The organism is Pseudomonas sp. NPDC087185, from assembly GCF_044744955.1.
Classification (GTDB): domain Bacteria; phylum Pseudomonadota; class Gammaproteobacteria; order Pseudomonadales; family Pseudomonadaceae; genus Aquipseudomonas.
Genome location: NZ_JBIUZK010000007.1, coordinates 245,280 through 260,173, shown reverse-complemented (window position 1 = coordinate 260,173; position 14,894 = coordinate 245,280). Strand labels below are relative to the sequence as shown.

Here is a 14,894-nt window from a genome sequence, read left to right as displayed (position 1 = left end):
ACACACGGGGCCGCTGCTGGCATCTATCGACAAGTGACTATCTCTCGAGGCTCCCGCCACCCTTCACCCGGGCAGGCTGGCTGGCCAACCAACGCGCGAGGTCAGGCGCCGGCATCGGCCGCCCCATCAGGTAACCCTGCCCCTGATCGCAGCCTGCATTGCGCAGGAAGTCGTACTGCTCCTGGGTTTCGATGCCTTCTGCCGTGATGCGATACCCCAGGGCGTGGCCCAGGTCGATGATCGCGCGGGCGATGGCCACTGCGTCATCGTCACCCGGCAGGTCCTTGATGAAGGCCCGGTCGATTTTCAGGTGATCGATCGGCAAGGCGCGCAGGTAAGCCAGCGACGAGTATCCCGTGCCGAAGTCGTCCACTGCCGTGGCGACGCCCATGGCCTGCAACTGAGCCAGGGCGGCGCAGGCCTGTTGCTGGCTTTCCATCAGCAGGCTCTCGGTGATTTCCACTTCCAGCAGGTTCGGCGACAGGTCGTGGCGTTCCAGCGCCACCGCCAGGCTCGATACGTAATCGCTGCGTTCGATCTGCAACGCGGCCACGTTGATGGCCAGCGGGCCAGGCAGGCAGTTATCGCTACGCCAGGCGGCCAACTGCGCGCAGGCCAGCTCCAGCACGCGCTCACCCAGCGGAATGATCAGGCCGGTACGCTCCGCCAGCGGGATGAACTCGCCTGGCGAAACCAGGCCATGCTGGGGGTCGCGCCAGCGCAGCAAGGCTTCGACCCCTTCCAGATGGCCACTGAACAGATCGACCTTGGGTTGGTACCACAGCTCGAACTCGTTGTTCTGCAACGCCCGGCGCAGGTTGCGCTCAAGGTCCAGGCGCTGCTGCAGCCGCGCCGTCATGTCGGGGTGATAAGGCCTCCAGGTATTGCGCCCGCCCTCCTTGGCCACGTACATCGCCGTGTCAGCGTGACGCAGCAGGCTGTCGACGTCTTCCCCGTGTTGCGGGCACCAGGCCAGGCCTATGCTACCGGTGACCAACGCGGCGTTGCCGTTGAGATCGAACGGCCGCTGCAGGCAGCGCAGCAGGTGACGGACCTGATGATTGATCTGGCCCTGGGTGCCCTGCAGCATGAACACGAACTCATCGCCGCCCAGGCGGCACAGGCGGTCTGCGGCGTCCAGCTCCTGCAGAAAACGCGCGGTGGCCTGCTGCAACAGCAGGTCACCCATCGCATGCCCCAGGCTGTCATTGACCTGCTTGAAGCCGTCGATATCCAGCATCAGCACCGCCAAGCCATGGCCTTTGCAGGTGGCCTCGGCCAACTGCTGCTGGAACAGTACCCGGTTGGGCAGGCCGGTGATGGTGTCGTAATGCGCCAGCCGCTGCAGCTGCGCCTGCGAACGCTGCAGCTCGCGGTTGCGCTGCACCAGTTGGCGCTGCTTGCGGTTGATCTGGGCGACGAACAGGCTGATCAGCCCCGTGCTGATCAGCGCGAACCAGAACAAGGGCGAGGCGAACAGCGCCACCGCCTGGTGCGCCTGCTGACGTTGCGCGTCCAGGTGCCCAAGCGCCACCGACAAGCCGATACCACCCAGGGCAAAGGCCACCGGCAGCAAGCGCTGGAAGGTCTGGCGCAGGGTGCCGGCAGCCGGCTTCTGCTCATCGGAATACGGGGAATTGGACGGGATCATAAGCCTGCGGACGCACTCGATTGCTTCTGTATCGGCGCAGCCCCAGCAATGTTGAGCCAGACTGGTGTTTTTCTTCAGGGCGGTGCATGCTCCAAGCTGAAGCGTTTCACCTAGACCATTATGTGAGGTGCAGTACCCATGGACCGTTTGCTCGATTCGTTGTTTCCTGCCGCCGAGAACATCCCCGAGGCGTGGCGCCTGGGTGAGCCCCTCGAGCAACGCGACTACCTGGTGAACGGTGAACTGCGGCGCTGGGATGGCCCGCTGGCCACGGTGCGCAGCCCGGTGTGGCTCAAGGAAGGCGACAGCGAGCGCCAGGTCATTCTCGGCAGCGCCCCGCTGCTCGATGCCGACACCGCGCTGACCGCACTCGATGCCGCCGTAGAAGCCTATGACAAGGGCCGCGGCGCGTGGCCTAACATGCGCGTTGCCGAACGCATCGCGCATGTCGAAACCTTCCTGGCGCGCATGCGCGAGCAGCGCCAGGCGGTGGTCAAACTGCTGATGTGGGAGATCGGCAAGAACCTCAAGGATTCCGAGAAGGAGTTCGACCGCACCTGCGATTACATCGTCGATACCATCAACGCGCTCAAGGACCTCGACCGCCGCTCCAGCCGCTTCGAACTGGAACAAGGCACCCTTGGTCAGATCCGCCGCGCGCCGTTAGGCGTGGCACTGTGCATGGGGCCGTACAACTACCCGCTCAACGAGACCTTCACCACGCTGATCCCGGCCTTGATCATGGGCAACACCGTGGTGTTCAAGCCGGCCAAGTTCGGTGTGCTGCTGATCCGCCCGCTGCTCGAAGCCTTCCGCGACAGTTTCCCGCCAGGGGTGATCAACGTCATTTATGGCCGTGGCCGCGAAACGGTCAGCGCCCTGATGGCGAGCGGCAAGGTCGATGTGTTCGCCTTCATCGGCACGCACAAGGCCGCCAGCGACCTGAAAAAACTGCACCCTCGCCCGCACCGCCTGCGCGCTGCGCTGGGGCTGGATGCCAAGAACCCCGGCATCGTGCTGCCTCAGGTAGACCTGGATAACGCAGTCGAAGAAGCCGTCACCGGTGCGCTGTCGTTCAACGGCCAGCGCTGCACCGCTCTGAAGATTCTCTTCGTTCATGAAGACGTGGTCGATTCGTTCCTCGACAAGTTCCAGCGCAAGCTCGCCGCGCTGAAACCGGGCATGCCCTGGGAGCCCGGCGTGGCCCTGACGCCGCTGCCGGAACAGGGCAAGGTCGATTACCTCGACGGCCTGGTGGCCGACGCCACGGCCAAGGGCGCGCGGGTACTCAACGAAGGCGGCGGGCAAAGCCGTGGTTCGTTCTTTTACCCTGCCCTGCTCTACCCGGTCAGCAGCGACATGCGCGTGTACGACGAGGAACAGTTCGGCCCTGTGGTGCCGGTGGTGCCTTACCGCGACCTGCAGGATGTGATCGACTACGTACTCGAGTCCGACTACGGCCAGCAGCTGAGCCTGTTCGGCAACGACCCGCAGACCATCGGCAGCCTGGTCGACATCTTCGCCAATCAGGTCGGCCGCATCAACCTCAACGCCCAGTGCCAACGCGGCCCGGACACCTACCCGTTCAACGGCCGCAAGAACAGCGCCGAGGGTACGCTGTCGGTGCATGACGCCCTGCGGGTGTTCTCGATCCGCACCTTGGTCGCGACGCGATTCCAGGAAGCCAACAAAGCACTGATCAGCGAGATCATTCGCAATCGGCAGTCGAGCTTCCTGACCACCGATTACATCTTCTGACCGCGCCGCGGTTATAGACAATCGTTCTAGCAGGTGTGTCGATCTTCCTCTTTGCTAAACGACTCTATGCAACAGGGGCCCGACCGGGCTCCTTTGCAACCACGTCACGGGAGATTCGAACATGGCAGCCAAACCCATCCCCGAAGGCCAGCACAGCATCACCCCCTACCTGGGCATAAAGGATGCCGCCAAGGCCATCGAGTTCTACAAGAACGCCTTTGGCGCAGTCGAGATGTTCCGCCTCGAAGGCCCGGACGGCCGTGTCGGCCACGCCGAACTGAGGATCGGCGACTCGTCACTGATGCTCGCCGACCCCTGCGACATGGAAGGCGGCCTGACGTCCAGCCAGTCGCTCAACGGCGTCGCCGTCGGCCTGCACCTGTATGTCGAAGACTGCGACAAGGTCTACGCCCAGGCCCTGGCCGCCGGCGCTACCCCATTGCATGACGTGCAGGACCAGTTCTACGGCGACCGCAGTGGCACGCTGAAAGACCCGTTCGGCAACATGTGGTTCGTCTCCACCCATAAAGAGGACCTCAGCCCCGACGAAATCCGCGCTCGTGCCGCCAAGATGTTTGGCGGTAGTTGAGTTGCACGTTGAAAGCGGCGCGACTTTGCTTGAAGCTTGTGGCTCGTAGCTGGGAGCTGCTTCATGCGAATCATCGACAAAACCGCCGCGCAGGTGCGTAGCCTGATCCCGGCCGAAGAGGAACTGCTGCAGGCCTTTGCCACCGGCACCCTCGTCGGCCCCCGCCTGCTGCAGGCCAACCAGCTGCTGATGAAGGTGCGCAGCGCCAACCAGTGGCTGGCCTGCGACTGCCGCAAGGATGCCCTGCCGGTACTCAATGTCACCCTCAATGGCAGCACCGGCACGCTGTTTCTCAAGAACAACCCCGGCACCGCCGAGCATGCGCCTGGTTGCCCCTTCACCAAGGACGAACGCGAGGCCGCCGAGCGCGAGGACGACCCAGCCCCACCCGCCGCCTGGCTGGCGCCCGATACCGCACTGCGCCTGCTCGGCGACTTTCGCAAGGCCAGCGAAAGCACCGGCGGCGCCAGTGACGGCAGCGAACGCCGTGAACAGCAACGCCTGCTGTCGCTGCTGCTGACCTGGATCGAAACCAGTGGTTTGAACCTGTATGCCACGCACCTGAAAAAAGACCTCACCCGCCAGTTCACCGAACTGCGCAGCGTCGCCAGCCGTTACCCGCTGCTGGAGCGCGTGCCTGCCAGCAATTACCTCGAAACCCGGCTGGACATGAAGCACATGATGATGCTCAAGGCCCGCCTGCGCGAGGCCACGGTGTTCGGCAACCACCGCCGCCATGGCCTTTTGCTGGACTGCGTCGACCAGATCAAGGGGCGCAAGCTGTTCAACAACCGCAGCGAGGATGGATTCGACTTCCAGGGGCACCATCTGTACTGGGGTGGCAGTCGGGCGTCCGGGCCACTGCTGGCCCTGACCCTGTATTCCCCCACCACGGCAGGCAGTCACTTCTATGAACTGATCCACGTGGCCAGCGTACCGGTGCTGTCACGTTCACACCTGTTCCCGGTGTACCGCGATGAAGAGCGTGAACCGCTCAAGGCACTGGTATCGTTGATCGACTGGATGGCGAGCAAGGGCGTCAAGGTGCAGATGCGCCGGCCGGTGATCGGGGGCCAGGTGATGGATGAACTGGTGCTGACGTCGGACCAGGACCGAGTGCTGTCGGTGTCATTGCTTGAGCAGCCGCAGGGTCCCGAACCGGATGCCGAAAACTTCAAGCGCTATGCCGATTTCAAGAGCCTGGAGACGTTCCGCAAGTTTGTGGCCGGGTTCTTCATTCGCGAGCGCTGAGCACCGAACCCTGTAGGCGCCAGTAAACCGTCTCCTGCAGGGGCTTCTCATTGACGCTCCTCACCCAAGGAAAAGCGTGTACGCCGGGTTCTCGGTCTCATCCCAGTACCGATAGCCCATCTCCTCCAGCGCCAGCGGCAACCCTGCCTGTTCTTCACCTGGCACCTCCAGCGCGGCAAATACCCGCGCCTCCGCCGCGCCATGGTTGCGGTAATGGAACAGGCTGATGTTCCAACGCTTGCCCAACCGCTCCAGGAAGCCCAGCAGCGCCCCCGGCCGCTCGGGGAACTCAAAGCGCAGCACGCGCTCATCCGCCCCAGGCGCCGCATGCCCGCCCACGGTATGGCGCACGTGCAGCTTGGCCAATTCGTTGTCGGTCAGGTCGAGCACGCTGTAACCCTGACTGGCAAGGCTGGCCAACAGTTGCTCGCGGGGGTCGTGCAGCGGGTGCGTCTGCACACCGACAAACAACCGCGCCTCCTTGCCCGGGTAATAGCGGTAGTTGAACTCGGTGATCTGGCGCTTGCCCAGCGCCTGGCAAAAGGCCCGGAAGCTGCCAGGCTGCTCGGGGATGGTGACGGCGATGATCGCCTCGCGCTGCTCACCCAGTTCGGCGCGCTCGGCCACATGGCGCAAGCGGTCGAAATTGACGTTGGCACCGGAATCGATGGCTACCAGGGTCTGGCCCTGTATACCCTCGCGGGCCACGTACTTCTTGATCCCGGCCACAGCCAGGGCACCGGAAGGCTCGGTGATGGAACGGGTATCGTCGTAGATGTCCTTGATCGCCGCGCACAACTCGTCGCTGCTGACGGTCACCACTTCATCCACGAAGTGTCGGCACAGCTCGAAACAATGGGCACCAACCTGGGCCACCGCGACGCCGTCGGCGAACGTCCCCACCTGCGGCAGGATCACCCGCTCACCGGCGGCCATGGCGGCCTGCAGGCAATTGGAGTCCTCCGGTTCGACACCGATCACCTTCACCTCTGGGCGCAGGTATTTCACATACGCGGCGATCCCCGCCACCAGCCCGCCGCCGCCCACCGGCACGAAGATCGCGTCCAGCGCACCGGGTTGCTGGCGAAGGATCTCCATGCCCACGGTGCCTTGGCCGGCGATCACGTCCGGGTCGTCGTACGGCGGCACGAAGGTTGCGCCCTCGCTGTCGGCAAGCTTCAGCGCATGGGCCAGGGCATGCGGGAAGCTCTCGCCGTGCAGCACCACATGCCCGCCCCGCGAGCGTACTCCCTCAACCTTTAGCGAGGGCGTGGTGGTTGGCATGACGATGGTGGCCTTCAGGCCCAGGTGCGAAGCCGCCAGGGCAACACCCTGGGCGTGGTTGCCTGCTGACGCGGTGATCACCCCGCGCTCGCGTTGGGCTGCGGTCAAACGCGTCAGGCGGGTGTAGGCACCGCGGATCTTGAACGAGAATGTGGGCTGCAGGTCTTCGCGCTTGAGCAGCACCCGGTTACCAAGGCTGGCCGAAAGCGCCGGGGCGGGTTGCAGGGGCGTCTCGATGGCCAGGTCGTACACCGGTGCGGACAAAATGCGCCGCACCTGCTCCGACAGCAACTGCTGCGGGCTAAGCGGGGTACGTGGGCTGACGTTGAGGCTGGTCATCGATTGCAACTCCTTGGCTGTTTTCACGTTGCCCAGGAGTCAGAGAGTAGAAACCCGCCTCCAGGGCGGGTTCGGTGCACGTAAGCGCTAGCCCGCCAAACTGATAATGGCGGTAATAATAATGGCGTTCACGTGCGGGAAAGTGTTCATGGGGTAGGAACTTATCCCGCCGTGCGTGGGCGTGTCAACACTTGGCCTGCTGCGCCGAGAGCGGTACATCGAACACTTTGTCGAAGCCCCACTGGAACACAAAGGCATACACGAAGAAGAACACAAAGAGCGCCAGGTTGGTGAGGAACGCGGCCCACACGCTGACATCCAGCCAGTACGCTACCAGCGGCAGCAAGATCACCACCAGCCCGCCTTCGAAGCCCAGGGCGTGCAGCAGCCGGCGCATGAAGGTGCGCTCACGTTGGGGCTGGCGCGCTTCCCAGCGCTCGAAGGCCCAATTGAAGCCCATGTTCCAGCTCATCGCGATGCCCGACATCAGGATCGACAGCACCGTCGACTGGGCCATGCCGGCACCGAACGCCAGCTCCAGCGCCGGCGCCACGCAGGCCACGGCAATGGCCTCGTAGAGAATGGCCTGGACGATCTTGCGTGCCTTGCCTTGCATGTTTGGTTCCCCTTTGTGTGCTTGCCTTAGGCATTTCATCGTTCTTGAGATCGAGCGCTGCCCGCGCGGCGCTCGATTTGCGCAACGCATGCTAACCCAACCCTGGCGGCTAGCGTACGACTGCGCATTGGACAACCCCGCAGCTGACTGCTTGTATCTATCCATTGCAACCGTTGCGAAGTCGTACACCTCTGTCCAGGGAATCGTACGGGGAACAAGACGATGGCTAACACCGTCATGATGGTATTCGGTACCCGCCCAGAAGCAATCAAGATGGCCCCTCTGGCCAGGGTCCTGCGCGAGTGGCCCGACATCGACCTGCATATCTGCTCCACCGGCCAGCACCGCGAAATGCTCGAACAGGTGCTGACGGCCTTCGGCCTGAGTGTCGACCAAGACCTGAGGGTGATGACCCAGAACCAGACCCTCAACGGGCTGGCCCGAGACCTGCTGGACAAGATCGACAAGGCGTATGAGCAGGTCAAACCGGACATCGTGCTGGTGCACGGCGACACCACCACCAGCTTCATCGCCGGCCTGGCCGCGTTCCACCGGCGTATCCCCATCGGCCACGTCGAAGCCGGGCTGCGCACCGGCAACCTGCAGCAACCCTGGCCCGAGGAAGCCAACCGGCGCCTGACCGGGGTGATCGCCGACCTGCACTTTGCCCCCACCACCAAGGCCCGTGACAACCTGCTGCGCGAAGGCGTGCCGCTGGAACACATCGAGGTGACTGGCAATACCGTTATCGACGCCCTGCTGTGGATGCGTGAATACCTGGCCGATACCGCCTGGCACCCCGTCGCCGAATCCCCATTGCACACGCTGCGCGATGACCAACGCATGGTGCTGATCACCAGCCATCGTCGGGAAAACTTCGGCGCCGGTTTCGAACGCATTTGCCTGGCCCTGGCCGAGCTGGCCCTGCGCTACCCCGATGTGCAGTTCGTCTACCCCGTGCACCTCAACCCGCATGTGCAAAAAGCGGTGTACGGCCTGCTGTCCGGGCGCGACAACATCCACCTGGTGGCACCGCAGGACTACCAGCATTTCGTCTGGCTGATGAACCGCGCCCACATCATTCTCACCGATTCCGGTGGCGTGCAGGAAGAAGCCCCGGCGTTGGGCAAACCGGTACTGGTACTGCGCAAGGTCACCGAGCGCCCATCAGTGCTGGAGGGCGGCACCGTCAAGCTGGTCGGCACCCACGCCGAGCGCATCGTCAAGGAAACCAGCCAACTGCTGGACGACGAGGCAGCCTACACGCGCATGGCCCGGGTGTTTACGCCATTCGGTGATGGCCACGCCAGCGAGATCATCGCCGAACGCCTGAGCCGCTGGTTCGAGGAAGCCGCCAGCCAACGGGACGACGCATGAGCCTGGCTTTCATCGACTTCCTCACCTATGTGCTGTTCGGCCTGAAAATCCTGGCCATCGTCCTTGCCACCTTGATGTTCCTGCTGGGCCTCGACGACCTGTTCATCGACCTCTGCTACTGGTGCCGCAAGCTGGTCCGCCATTTCCGCATCTACGACAAGCACGAAAGGGCCGACGAGAAGCGCCTGTTCGACGTGCCGGAGAAACCCCTTGCGATCATGGTCCCGGCCTGGAACGAAGTCGGCGTAGTGGGCGAAATGGCGCGCCTGGCGGCGTCGACCATCGACTACGAGAACTACCAGATCTTCGTCGGCACCTACCCCAACGACCCGCAGACCCAGGCCGACGTCGATGCCGTGTGCCTGCATTACCCCAACGTGCACAAAGTGGTCTGCGCCCGCCCCGGCCCGACCAGCAAGGCTGACTGCCTGAACAACATCATCGACGCCATCCTGCGCTTTCAGGACGACGCGCGCATCGAGTTCGCCGGCTTCATCCTGCATGATGCCGAGGACGTCATCTCGCCCATGGAGCTGCGCCTGTTCAACTACCTGTTGCCGGCCAAGGACATGATCCAGATCCCGGTGTACCCCTACGCGCCGGAATGGAAGGGCTTCACCGCCGGGCACTACGTGGACGAGTTCGCCGAAAACCACGGCAAGGATGTGATCGTGCGCGAGGCACTCACCGGTCAGGTGCCCAGCGCCGGCGTAGGCACCTGCTTCAGCCGTCACGCCATCAGCGCCCTGCTCGAAGACGGCGACGGCATCGCCTTCGACGTGCAGAGCCTGACCGAAGACTACGACATCGGCTTTCGCCTGAAGCAGAAGGGTATGAAGTGCATCTTCGCCCGCTACTCGGTCAGCGACCCGGCCCTGGCCCTCAAGCACGAATGGCGCCCCGGCATGAGCCGCGAATTCGCCCAGGTGATCTGCGTGCGCGAGCACTTTCCGCGCGACTGGCAGCATGCCATTCGGCAGAAGTCGCGGTGGATCGTCGGCATCGTGTTCCAGGGCACCAGCAACCTCGGCTGGAGCCGCAAGGGCGCGCTCAACTACTTCCTCTGGCGTGACCGTCGCGGCCTGTTCGCCTACCTGTTGAGCTTTCTGGTCAACCTGTTGCTGCTGGTGCTGCTGGCCATGTGGCTGGTGACGGTGGTGGCGCCGGAGTCGTGGCGCTTCATGTCGATCCTCAGCGACAGCTGGCTGCTCACCACCCTGCTCTGGCTCAACGGCCTGATGCTGATCAACCGCCTGTTCCAGCGCGGCTGGTTCGTGACCCGCTATTACGGCATAGGCGAAGGGCTGCTGTCGGCCCCGCGGATGATGTGGAGCAACTTCGTCAACTTCTTCGCCAACCTGCGCGCCCTGCGCCAGGTGATGGAGATGGGCGATTCGCGCCGGGTGGCTTGGGACAAGACCACCCACGAGTTCCCAGCGCTGGCTTCGCCAGCCCGCACACCGCTGGGCCACCGCCTGGTGGAGAAAGGCTACATCAGCGAAGAACAGCTGGAGCAGGCCATCACCAGCCCGGTGCGCCGACGCCTGGGCCGCGAGCTGCTGCTGCGCGGCTGGTTGACCAGTGAACAGCTTGTTCAGGCGCTCTCCGAACAGCTCGACCTGCCGTGGGCGCCGCTCAACCCGTTCAAGCTCGATGCGCAATTGATCGCCAAGCTGCCGCGTCGGCTGGCCACACACTACGGCGTACTGCCGGTGGCCGAAGACGGCGACACCCTGGTGCTGGCCAGCGAGAGCCCGGTCAGCCAGGTCTCGCTGGGTGTGATCAGCCGCCAGCTCAAGCGCCCCGTCACCTGCCGCCTGGCGCCCCAGGGCCGAGTCACGTTGGGCCTGCGCTACCACTACCCAAGCCCCTGGCAGCACGAGGAGACCCGGCAGATGCTCGCGGTGCTCGAAAAGCATCAGGACAACGCCGAGCTGATCGAGCAGGTCAGCACCCACCAGGTCATGCTCGGTGCCTTGCTGCAGGTGCGCGGCATGGTCCCGGCCACCTTGTTCAACCAGGCCCTGATCGACTTCGAACCCGAGCAGCAGAGCCTCGGCGAGCACCTGATCGCACGCGGCATCATCACCGAGCACGTGCTGCAGCAGGCACTCTGCGAACAGGCCAGCGAGCAGCAGGCCGCCTTTGACCTGACCAGGGAGGTGGCATGAAGCCGCGCTTTACCCTCACGTTCGCCGGCTTGTTGCTGTGCTCCACCGCCCTGCCCGCCCTGGCCGCGCCGATGACCGACTTTCAACGCTTTACCAGCTACCCGTTCCTGGAACGCAGCTACCGCGAAGCGAAAAAGGACAACTGGACCGAAGTCGAACGCCTGACCCGGCATGTGCTGGGCCGCGTACCGAACAATGACGAGGCCCGCGCACTGCTAATCGAAGCGCTGGCCCACCAGCGCCGCTACAAAGACGCCGAAGCGATGGCCGAGGCGCTCGGCGACGGCCCTGAGTACGCCGATGCCTTGCTTGAACTGCGCCTGACCTGGATCGAACAGGACCCTCCGCCTCCCAGCCAGGTGGAAGGTTGGCTGGCCAAGGCCGACGGCATGCACCGGGTACGCCTGTGGCAAGCCTACAGCCTGAGCCTGGCCAAGTTTGGCGGTGCCGGCAAGGCCCTGGACTGGCTCAACCAGTTGCCGCCGCGTGACGATGGCCAGGTGCTGCGCCTGGCCCGGGCCAACTTTGCCGAGCAACTGCGCAACTGGAAAGCAACCATCGAGCAGCTGCAACCCTTAGCCGACAAAGGCCAGTTACCGACAGCAGACTGGCAGCGCCTGGCCAATGCCTACGTGCAACAGGTCGATGAAAAGGGCCTGACCCAACTGCTGCAAAGCGCTCCCTCCCCCGAAGTGGCCAACCAGACCCGCCTGGCCATGGCCAACCGGGCCATCGCTGTAGGCCATAACCAGCAGGCACAGCGCTGGCTGCAGGCACTGCCCGCCGAGCAACTGCAACACCCCGCGCTACGCCAGCAACTTTGGGAACTGGCCCGTGAAGGCAACGATGCGCCCTTGGTGCGGCGCCTGAGCAATGAGCTGCAGCGCCCGTGCCTGGAGACGGTCGACTGGCTGTCACGCCACGACCCGGACGTCGCCCGCGAGCAGTTCAAGGACTGCCAGGCCAGCACGGACGCCCGCGCCTACGCGGTACTCAAGCAGCGGCTCTATGGCGACCCTGCCCCAGCGCCGCAACCGCGCACGGCCGCTCAATGGGCGCAGCGCTACCGTCAAAGCGGTGATCTGGCGGCCCTCGAACACGCCACCTTCCTGCTGCTGCAACAAGGTCACAGCCTGCGCACGCGAGCGTTGCTGGAGCAAGCCTACGACCGCCGTCAGGGGCGCCTGACGCCCTCGCTGCTACAACGCCTGGGCAACCTCTATGCGCGCAACGACGGGCCGCTGGACAAGCGGCGCATGCTCAGCCTGATCCCCCGGGTCGATGCCAACACCCGCGCCCAGTTGCTCGGCCGCCTGGCCGAGGCCGGCCAGTGCGACGCCGTGCGCCAGGCCGTTCCCGCAACCCCTGCCGAGGCTGGGCAGTATCGCGCCCTGGGCCGTTGCGCCCTGCCCGACCAGCCCGGTGAAGCCGTGGTCTACTACCAGGCTGCCGAACGCCTGGGCGACAGCGGTAACCGCCTGCCACTGGCCTATGCCCTGGAAGCTGCCGGTGACTCCCAGGCGGCCCTGGCAATTTGGCGCAGCCTGCCGGCCAGTGCCTGGACCGACAATGCCCGCCTGACCGCCGCCGCTGGCGCGTTGAATGCCGGCGACCCGCTGGCCGCACGCCGTTACTGGGACGCCGCCGCGCACAACAACGCCGACGACTGGGCCCTGGGCGCCGCCATTGCCCAACGCCAGGGCGACCTGCAGGCGGCGTTGGGCTTTCAGCGCCAGGCCCTGGCGCACAACCCGCGTGCCGACCACTACTACGCAGCCGCCAGCAGCGCGCAACTGGCGGGCGACAGCGCCCAGAGCACGGCCTGGCTGGCCGAAGCAGTACGCCTGGCTCCAGACCAGCCACGCTACCGCGCCGACTACGGCATGCGCCTGGCGGGCTCGCCTGACAAGGCCCAGCGCCGCCAGTCGATACCCTACCTGGAGGGCGCCACCCAGGACTTCCCGGAGGACTACCGCCTCGGTGAGACCCTCGCCCTGCGTTACGTCGAAGCCCAGGACAGCGCCGCGGCCCGCCGTGAGCTGCGCCGGATCCTCGATGTGGAACAGAACCTGGTGGATGGCGACGACGAATATGGCAGCCTCGAAGCACGCAAGTACCGGCAGCGCCGCGCCCACGAAACCCTGTCACGCCGCGACAGCGTCACCCTGGCCAGCACCTGGTCACCCGCCGGCACCTCGACCAACGACAAATTCCTCGACAACGGCCAGCGCAGTGGCAGTGCACGCCGGGCACAGTCGCAGAACGTGCAGCTGGCCATGTGGGACCACGCCCTGGGCGAGGAGCCCAGCCGCAACGGCAGCACGCTGTCGGTGTACGGCCGGGTGCTGTTCGGTGGCCAGAGCCGCACCGATTACGCGCAAAGCATGGGCACCGGCGTCGGCCTGCGCTACAAGCCGCTGGGCCAGGCCAACCTCAACCTGTATGCCGAGCTGTACCACCAGCGCCAGATCGATGCCGAGCACTACAGCGGCCTGAGCCTGGGCGAGCTGCTGAGCCCGGCCAAGGTCGGTGGCAACTGGGGCGATTTACGCCACAATGCCGAGTCGAGCAACGACCTGCTGCTGCGGGCCACCGCCTCGTTCCTCGACCAGGGCGACTGGCGCAACGACTGGCGGGTCGACCAAGATGACTGGAACGAGCGTTTCCTTTACCTCGATGCCGCCTGGTGGACCCGCGCCGGCGATCACGCCTGGCTCTCGCGCTACCAGCAGGGCCATGCCTGGAAGCTGCCCGGCACGTCACCGCAAACCCTCATGCCTTACGGCTTTATCGAATTCGCCAGCCAGGACCCGAGCAACGACTGGCGCCAGGATGCCCGCGCAGGCGTTGGCGTGCGCTGGCAATGGTGGTTCGATGACGACCGCTACAACGCCTACCGCGGCTCGCTGAAAGTGCGCGCCGAGTACCAGCAGTCGCTCGGGGGCAACCTCTACGAGCGCGCCAACGGGGTGCTGGTTGGCGCGGAGATGACCTTCTGATGCGTACATTGTTGGCAATCTGCATGCTTGCCCTGTGCTGGCCGGCCATGGCCGACCAGCGCCTGTTCTATCAACCGCTGAACCGCGACGCTGATATCAGCCCTGCCCAGTGGCAGCAGCTGTGGCGCGCCACGGCTGCCCAGGGCGGCAAAACCGTGATCGTGCAGTGGAGCGCCTATGGCGACAGCGACTTCGGCGGCCCCCACGGCTGGTTGGCCAACAGCCTGCGCGAGGCCCGCGCCCAGGGGCTTGAGCTGGTACTCGGGTTGTACATGGACCCCGCCTACTACCGGCGCATCGAGCCGCTCGATGGCGATGGCCTGAGCAGCTACTGGAAAGCCCAGCTGGGTCGTTCGCTCGGCCAGTACCGGCAGCTGCGCAAGGACTGGCAGCTGAACGTGGCCGGCTGGTACCTGCCCATGGAGCTGGACGACCTGCACTTTCGTGACGCGGCCCGCCGTGAGGCACTGTACAGCCAATTGCAGGCATTCAACCGGCAGCTGGATAAACCCCTGCACATCAGCGCCTTCAGCGCGGGCAAGCTGGCGCCACGGGTCAATGCCACGTGGCTGGACCAACTGGCGGGGTTGGGTTTGACTGTGTGGTGGCAGGACGGCGCGGGGACCGGGCGCTTGCCGGCGTTGGTCCGCCAGCGCTATGAGCAGGCCTTGCCATGCCGGGTCGGCGTCGTACGTGAAGCATTTCGCCAGGTGAGTGCGCCGGGGCAGGGATTCAGGGCTGAGCCAGCAGAGCCGGCGCTAGCTGGCGGGTGCCATGCAGAAGCCGTGTTTGCCCTGCGCTATCGGCCTTGGGCTCGGGGCACCCTATCGAATGATTGAGTGTCATGGCCGGCCCTTTC

10 protein-coding genes are annotated in these 14,894 nt (G+C 64.9%); 7 read left to right on the top strand and 3 right to left on the bottom strand.

The features are described 5' to 3' along the window. Positions 1-37: 37 nt before the first annotated feature. Positions 38-1,651 carry a putative bifunctional diguanylate cyclase/phosphodiesterase gene (locus tag ACIPIJ_RS23630; RefSeq protein WP_401081211.1) on the bottom strand — a complete coding sequence of 538 codons (1,614 nt, stop codon included), beginning with the start codon at positions 1,649-1,651 and terminating at the stop codon, positions 38-40. Positions 1,652-1,789: 138 nt separating this feature from the next. Here ACIPIJ_RS23630 and ACIPIJ_RS23625 point away from each other — a divergent pair, with 138 nt between their 5' ends. From ACIPIJ_RS23625 to ACIPIJ_RS23615, 3 genes are all read left to right on the top strand, one after another. Further along, complete coding sequence (locus ACIPIJ_RS23625) at positions 1,790-3,409, top strand: NADP-dependent glyceraldehyde-3-phosphate dehydrogenase (protein ID WP_401081208.1); 1,620 nt, start codon at positions 1,790-1,792, stop codon at positions 3,407-3,409. A gap of 121 nt (positions 3,410-3,530) precedes the next feature. Further along, on the top strand, positions 3,531-3,998 hold the full coding sequence (locus tag ACIPIJ_RS23620; protein ID WP_401081205.1) for a VOC family protein: 468 nt from the start codon (positions 3,531-3,533) through the stop codon (positions 3,996-3,998). 63 nt (positions 3,999-4,061) lie between these two features. Beyond that, entirely contained in the window at positions 4,062-5,249 is a 1,188-nt protein-coding gene (locus ACIPIJ_RS23615) for a hypothetical protein (RefSeq protein WP_401081202.1), read from the top strand. Between the two features lie 60 nt (positions 5,250-5,309). Here ACIPIJ_RS23615 and ilvA read toward each other — a convergent pair whose 3' ends face one another. Both ilvA and ACIPIJ_RS23605 read right to left on the bottom strand, forming a co-directional pair. Then, complete coding sequence (gene ilvA / locus ACIPIJ_RS23610; protein WP_401081199.1) at positions 5,310-6,872, bottom strand: threonine ammonia-lyase, biosynthetic; 1,563 nt, start codon at positions 6,870-6,872, stop codon at positions 5,310-5,312. Positions 6,873-7,056: 184 nt separating this feature from the next. Next, positions 7,057-7,488 (bottom strand): PACE efflux transporter, encoded by a 432-nt coding sequence (locus ACIPIJ_RS23605; RefSeq protein ID WP_401081196.1) that lies wholly within the window; start codon positions 7,486-7,488, stop codon positions 7,057-7,059. A 222-nt stretch (positions 7,489-7,710) separates the two neighbouring features. On the opposite strand from ACIPIJ_RS23605, the gene wecB reads away from it, so the two are divergent. From wecB to ACIPIJ_RS23585, 4 genes are read left to right on the top strand one after another with little or no spacing between them, the layout of a single operon-like run. After that, positions 7,711-8,865 (top strand): non-hydrolyzing UDP-N-acetylglucosamine 2-epimerase, encoded by a 1,155-nt coding sequence (gene wecB / locus ACIPIJ_RS23600; protein WP_401081193.1) that lies wholly within the window; start codon positions 7,711-7,713, stop codon positions 8,863-8,865. After that, entirely contained in the window at positions 8,862-11,036 is a 2,175-nt protein-coding gene (gene nrfB, locus ACIPIJ_RS23595) for a cyclic di-3',5'-guanylate-activated glycosyltransferase NrfB (protein ID WP_401081190.1), read from the top strand. The genes wecB and nrfB overlap by 4 nt, the downstream gene beginning before the upstream one ends. Then, entirely contained in the window at positions 11,033-14,035 is a 3,003-nt protein-coding gene (locus tag ACIPIJ_RS23590; protein WP_401081187.1) for a phage receptor, read from the top strand. Before nrfB ends, ACIPIJ_RS23590 begins: the two co-directional genes overlap by 4 nt. Beyond that, a complete protein-coding gene (locus tag ACIPIJ_RS23585; protein ID WP_401081185.1) occupies positions 14,035-14,874 on the top strand; it encodes a DUF4434 family protein in 840 nt (279 codons plus the stop codon). The genes ACIPIJ_RS23590 and ACIPIJ_RS23585 overlap by 1 nt, the downstream gene beginning before the upstream one ends. Positions 14,875-14,894: the final 20 nt, after the last annotated feature.